A 6,000-nucleotide genomic window follows, 5' to 3' on the forward strand; every position below is an offset into this window, starting at 1 on the left:
GAGCAGAGTCCGCGACCAGTCGTATCGGCGGGAGGGTCCGCATCCTCGGTCAAAACACGCTACGACCTTTAAATTTCGCTCGAAAACCGCATATGGTGCGTTAACAGACCATGTCATCGGAGGTAAGATGCAAGAAAGCGATATCGAGCCGGCGCTGAAGGATTTCTTCGGCAATTCTTCTATTGCGCTAGCACTGGCAAGCACAGAACGTGATAACCCGTTGGTTTTAGCCAATTCGCAATTTTACAAACTGACTGGGTACGAAAGCACCGACGTGATCGGCCGCAATTGTCGTTTTCTTCAACGACGACCGGACGGCGAGTTCGCTTCGAACGAGGAAGCCAAGCGCAAGCTGCACGCTTTTATCCATGGTGACGAAACAAACGTGAGAGCGCCGATCGTCAATTTCCGCAGAGACGGCCGCCCGTTCGTCAATTTGCTGTTCATGTCAAAATTAAAAGCTTCAACTGGGAAGGTTCGTTACATCATCGCGTCGCAGTTCGATGTAAGCCGGGCCCATCCCGATCTTCTGCAGGCCTACGATGACGCTCTCGGCGACGCGCTGGCGCGCCTGAAGCCGCTCCTTGACGGTCACAATGTGATGGTTGAGGGCACCCTGGCTACGATCGCAAACTCGACCACCACGATTGCGCAGGCCAAGCTGACATTGGCTGAATTGGAAACCAATTCGCCCTATTGATAGAAGGGCTTCGCTAATCGTGGCCTGGAAGAATGTGCCTCGCTGCAGAGGCCGAGGAATATTAATTGACCGACATTCGCGAACCCGAGCAGCCTGTTCCAGTTGTGGGCATAGGATCGTCAGCTGGTGGCCTTGAAGCCCTCCGCGAGATGTTCGCTGTAGCCGAAGTGCCGACCGGGCTTGCCTTCGTTGTGGTACAGCATCTTGCGCCCGACCACGAGAGTATGCTCGCTGAGTTGGTGGGCAGACATACTCAGTTGTCCGTTCAGCAGTGCGAAGGTGGCGAAGCGATCGAGGCCGATACCGTTTTCGTCATCCCGCCTGGCAAGAGCTTGAGCATGGAGCATGGAAGGCTGGCGCTTAAGGATTTTGAAGAGCCTCGCGGTCTAAGGCGGCCGATCGACGACTTTTTTATCTCGCTGGCCAACGACCAGAACGCAAATTCTGCCTGTGTTATCTTATCAGGGACGGGCGCCGACGGTTCGACTGGCCTTCGAGCAATCAAGGAGAATGGCGGTCTCTGCGTTGTGCAAGAGCCATCGACGGCAAAGTACGACGGTATGCCTGTCGCCGCAACCGGAACCGGCCTGGTGGACTTCGTCCAGCCGCCTGACCAGATCCTAAGCTGCATCAGTGGGTTCTTTTTTCGCAAGAGCCAGAGCGCTGACAAAAAGGAAGCCTCGAAGGTTGCAGACCATGTTGATGACCTCTGCACCGCACTTCAGAGCGTGGTTGGCCACGATTTTGCTGGATACAAGCGCACGACCTTCGTGCGCCGGGTCGAGCGCCGAATGCATGTCCTGGGTATCGACAAGGGCGCCGACTATCTGGAGCGCGTCCGCGAAGATCAAAACGAATGCCAAGCATTGTTTCGTGATCTGCTGATCAACGTCACCCGCTTTTTCCGCGACAGGCCGTCGTTTGACGTTCTGGCCGAGCAGGCCATTGAACCACTCTTGCGCGAAGGCGCGCCGTCAGAAGATGGCGTCCGCGTTTGGATTCCTGGCTGCTCCAGCGGCGAAGAAGCCTATACGATCGCAATCCTGTTTGCAGAGGCCGCCCGCAAACTTGACCTGCCATGCAATGTGCAGATTTTTGCGACCGATATCGACGAAAGCATGTTGAGGATCGCACGAGAGGGATCTTATCCGATCGCCTCGCTTTCCGACATACCGCACGAGCTGCAAGAACACTATGTCATTCCGCACAAAGAGCGGTTCAATTTTGTCGGCCAGATCCGCGATATGATCCGGTTTTCTGGTCATAGCCTGATCAAAGACCCGCCATTTTCGAAGATCGATCTGATCTCCTGCCGCAACCTGCTGATCTACTTCGATGACAAGCTGCAGAAACGGGTCATGCCTTTGATGCATTATGCCATTCGGCCTGGTGGCTACCTGTTTCTGGGATCGTCTGAAAGTGTCGGCCGGTTCGACAACGTGTTTTCAGTCATCAACCAGAAGGCGCGACTGTTCGAACGAGTGCCCGGTTCTCCAACATACCCTATTTCACTTCCAGGTGAGCGGCGGGACATCCGGCGACCGCAGACGGCGTCGTCGTCTGCGTCAGTTCCGAGCGAAAACGTCGAGCAGCTGGCGACAGCAAGGCTCATGGAAAAATACGTGCCTGCCAGTGTTGTTCTCGACAACGATGGCCAGATTGTCGTCGCTTACGGGCCATTGGGTCGTTTTTTCGATTTTCCTGTCACTGGTATCAACGAATCCAGTGCCGCGAGTTTGGCTCGGCCAGGTGTCCGTGAGCACCTTGGGCCATTGGTTCGACAGGTGGCGTCGGTCAAGAAGCGAGTGGTCGCCCGTGGCATTGAGGTCGTTACCGATTTCGGCACGCTCAAAACAGATATCATCTGCGATCCGCTCGACGCTGGCTCGTTTCTCGTGGTCTTTCAGGAGATAGCTCAGTTCACGCAACTTGAAGCGGGCGATTTGATCGACCTAGAGCCGAATAACGGGCACATCGAAAGTCTTGAGCGCGAACTGCGTTCGGCGAAACATCGTCTGCGATCTGCAACCGAGGAGCTCGAAACTGCGAATGAGGAACTGAAAAGCTCCAACGAAGAAATGATGTCGATGAACGAAGAGCTCCAGTCAACAAATGAGGAACTGACCACGGTCAACGATGAGCTCAAGACCAAGGTTGATGAGGTCACCGTCGCCAATACGGATCTACGAAACTTTTTCGAGTCCACCAGCCTCGCCGTCATCGTTTTGGATCGGGAACGCCGGCTTCGATCCTACACGAAGGCTGCAACGACCATCTTTCCGCTGCAGCCAACCGACCGTGGCCGACCTTTGTCGGACGTCACGAACCGCCTTCTCAGCTTCGATCTGACGACCCGAGTCGAGAATGTTATGAACGACGGGGCCGAGTATCAGGAAATGGTGTCGGATCGTGACAGCGATCGCACATTCTCGCTCAGGATCCTCCCCTACCGCGCGATCGATGGCACAATCAATGGTGCAACAATCGTCTTTACCGACATCAGCCACGCCATCAGCGTCGAGAGCCAGTTGGCAGCCGAGCGGGACCGTCACGACCTGGCGATCGAAGCCTCGGGTATTGGCGTCTGGGAGTACGTTCCCAGCGAACACCAGTTCGTATTCGGTGGTGCCGCGATGGCACTGCTTCAGACGGATGATGAACGCCCCTCACTGGACAGCTTTCTGGGCAAACTGTCGGCCGCCGACAGCGACCGCATGCGCGCGGCCCTTGTCAACGCGGAGGCGGAAGGCCATGAGGCGTTCGAGATTACGACGCGGCTGGAAGGCAATGGACGCTTCAGCTGGATAAAGACATTCGGCCGCTACGTCGAAGATAGTGATCCACCGCGCATTATCGGCGTCAGCGTTGACGTAACTGCCGAAAATGAGCTCGCCGAAGCGCGAGAACTGATGATCAGCGAGATGAACCATCGCGTAAAGAACCTGTTCGCAATGATCGGCGGTATCCTTCGTATCGCGGCACGCAAGCACGAAACGACGGAGGCGCTTGTTGCTGACGTCGAGGGTCGTGTGTTGGCACTTGGCAACGCCCACACGCTAGCGTCTAACCGCAATAGGGAAGAGCCGGTCGAGATGCGCGAACTCGTTGAAATTATGATCGCTCCCCATGCCCGCGCTACCAAGGTCAGCGTTTCGGATGCTCCTTTTCCAGTCTCTACCAACTGCATCACGCCTTTGACGCTTATCCTTCACGAGTGGGCAACAAACGCCGTAAAGCATGGCGTGCTCGGTAAAGAGGCGGGCAAATTAAAGGTCGATTGGAAACGAACAGAAAAAGGTACGGTTTTAAAATGGAACGAGATCGGCGATTCAGACGTTAAGGCGGCCGGGGATGCGGGTTTCGGGACAATTTTGCTTTCGACCTCTGCAAGGCAACTGGGTGCCAGGATCGAGACCCATATCGACGGGCCGATCCTCTCGCATGTGTTGACAATGCCAAACTCGGTGAGACATGACGCATAAAACTGTTCTGCTGGTTGAAGACGAAATGTTCGTCGCCCTCGATATCCAGATGACACTCGAAGATGAAGGGTGGGAGGTGTTGGGGCCATTTGCCAGCACCCGCGAGGCGCTGGAGTTTCTGGAAGCCCACACGGTTGATTGCGCCATCCTCGATGTTCGCCTGACAGACGGGGAGGTTTTCCCGGTCGCAGATCGTCTTACGGACTCGGGCATTCCGTTCGTATTTCACTCGGCTCATGCGAACCCCGCTAAACTCGAACAGGACTATCCGCAGGCACTGGTCTGTCAGAAGCCGTGTCATCCAACAGCTTTAGTCGAAAAGCTCACGGGCTTTAGAGTTGAGGGGCGGGCTGCCTGATCAGCCAGTGGGCGAAATTCGCTGGCAGATTTTGTGGCTTCCCAGCCGGGCCGCACTTGAGTCGGTTAAAACTGCGAGGCGCCGTCGGCGTGGACCTCAAGCGCCCGACTTAATCAAGCTCCGATAGAAGATATAACCGGCGACCACCAAGATGAGCGCCGCGAATAGTCGGTTGAGGATGTTCTTGTAGGCGCTCAGCCGCGTCGCGAGCATTATGCCAAGGAGGCCGCCTGCGATGCCTCCAGCGGTGAACTCGGCTGCCAGCCACCAGTCCACCAGCCCGGACGCTGCATAGTTCAGCGCGGTCGCCAGCCCGAACGCCGCGACGGACAGGAGCGACGTGCCGATCGCGTTGATCATTGGCATGCCGGTCGCAAGCATCAGACCTGGCACGATCAGAAAACCTCCGCCGATCCCGAAGAAGCGGGAAGCTGCGCCGGCGGCCAGCGCCACGGCTGCGGTGACAAGGCACATCCTCAGGTCGACCGGACGATTTTCGACCAATGTCGGCTTCCTGGGCTTGAGTATTAGGGCGCCAACCACGACCATCAGAATGCCGAACAGGAAGATCAGGCGTTCTCCGTCCATCGCTTTGCCGAGGCTGGAGCCGGCCAGCGCGCCAGAGGGGTCAATATTCCACGCCGAAACACAACTTGAATGTGGTGGTGTCACGTTGGCTCAGGCGCAACCGGGGTCTGGCCTAGATCATTTCTTGCCACGAACGATGAATGTAAGGACGGTCAGAACGAGGGCCTGGCGACGGTCGTCACTGCCGCGTGGTTTCGCTGGGCCTTCCCGAAGCCACTATAGAGCGGCCGCGTTAAGGACTGGAGGGTTCCCGGCAGAATGGCATGTGCCGTTATCCGGTCGTACCGCCTGAGATCGGAAACAACGTTTGATGAATTTCAGTCCAACCTACTGAGAAAGCCTTGTTGTGAATTCGGGGTTTCTCGCCTTGTAGACGACTGTCTCCAGGTCCGGATCTGCGTAGGCATTCACATTGGTCAGGTGACCGTTATACCCGCCGACCTTCGTAAGCGTCGCACCGTTTCGCCAAACCATCATGAGTCCCCGTTCGGCATCCCAACCGCACTCAGCCTGCATCACAACATACCAGTTGTCATCGTCCCTTCGCCCTTTCTGGACGGCGACAGATCCGGGAGTGACATGATCCCAAATATCGGCGGGTGATTCCGGAATGCCTATTTCCGCGTCCAGCCATTCCGGTCTCCCGGCCTCTTCGTAATAGTCCTTGTAGAAGGCAAAAACGTGCCGCGTGTCCGACAGCCTGTCTTCCTTCGTCAGCGCAAGAAACGAGGCCAGAGCAGCAGCGGACCCCGGAGCGTCAGGATCAGGCTCTTCGTCCAGTTCGACTTCAGCGCCATCAAAATAAGAAACGATTATCGTAGTCATAGATCTGTACCTTCGCAAATGCGGCCCAAGTACGGTAAGGTTAGGGG

General features: G+C 56.4%; 4 protein-coding genes and 1 pseudogene. 3 read left to right on the top strand and 2 right to left on the bottom strand.

What is annotated here, in order from left to right:
* Positions 1–127: 127 nt before the first annotated feature.
* The 3 genes from ACUTJJ_RS11175 (at position 128) to ACUTJJ_RS11185 (ending at position 4,540) form a co-directional block, all read left to right on the top strand.
* The gene (locus ACUTJJ_RS11175) at positions 128–700 is read left to right on the top strand and encodes a PAS domain-containing protein (protein WP_445542182.1); all 573 of its coding nucleotides are present in this window, start codon (positions 128–130) and stop codon (positions 698–700) included.
* 65 nt (positions 701–765) lie between these two features.
* Entirely contained in the window at positions 766–4,182 is a 3,417-nt protein-coding gene (locus ACUTJJ_RS11180) for a CheR family methyltransferase (protein ID WP_445542183.1), read from the top strand.
* Positions 4,172–4,540 carry a response regulator gene (locus ACUTJJ_RS11185; protein ID WP_445542184.1) on the top strand — a complete coding sequence of 123 codons (369 nt, stop codon included), beginning with the start codon at positions 4,172–4,174 and terminating at the stop codon, positions 4,538–4,540. The genes ACUTJJ_RS11180 and ACUTJJ_RS11185 overlap by 11 nt, the downstream gene beginning before the upstream one ends.
* 96 nt (positions 4,541–4,636) lie before the next feature.
* Here the strand turns inward: ACUTJJ_RS11185 and ACUTJJ_RS11190 are convergent.
* Together ACUTJJ_RS11190 and ACUTJJ_RS11195 are read right to left on the bottom strand one after the other, a co-directional pair.
* Positions 4,637–5,161 (bottom strand): annotated as a pseudogene (locus ACUTJJ_RS11190) (sulfite exporter TauE/SafE family protein); the annotation flags it as partial.
* 294 nt (positions 5,162–5,455) lie between these two features.
* A complete protein-coding gene (locus tag ACUTJJ_RS11195; RefSeq protein ID WP_445542185.1) occupies positions 5,456–5,953 on the bottom strand; it encodes a DUF6985 domain-containing protein in 498 nt (165 codons plus the stop codon).
* Positions 5,954–6,000: the final 47 nt, after the last annotated feature.

It is taken from the genome of Agrobacterium sp. DKPNP3 (assembly GCF_052686535.1).

What these genes read in the sequence shown, in the direction of transcription:
- ACUTJJ_RS11185 (WP_445542184.1), top strand. Translation starts at nt 4,172, where the DNA reads ATGACGCATAAAACTGTTCTGCTGGTTGAAGACGAAATGTTCGTCGCC.
- ACUTJJ_RS11175 (WP_445542182.1), top strand. Translation starts at nt 128, where the DNA reads ATGCAAGAAAGCGATATCGAGCCGGCGCTGAAGGATTTCTTCGGCAAT.
- ACUTJJ_RS11195 (WP_445542185.1), bottom strand. Translation starts at nt 5,953, where the DNA reads ATGACTACGATAATCGTTTCTTATTTTGATGGCGCTGAAGTCGAACTG.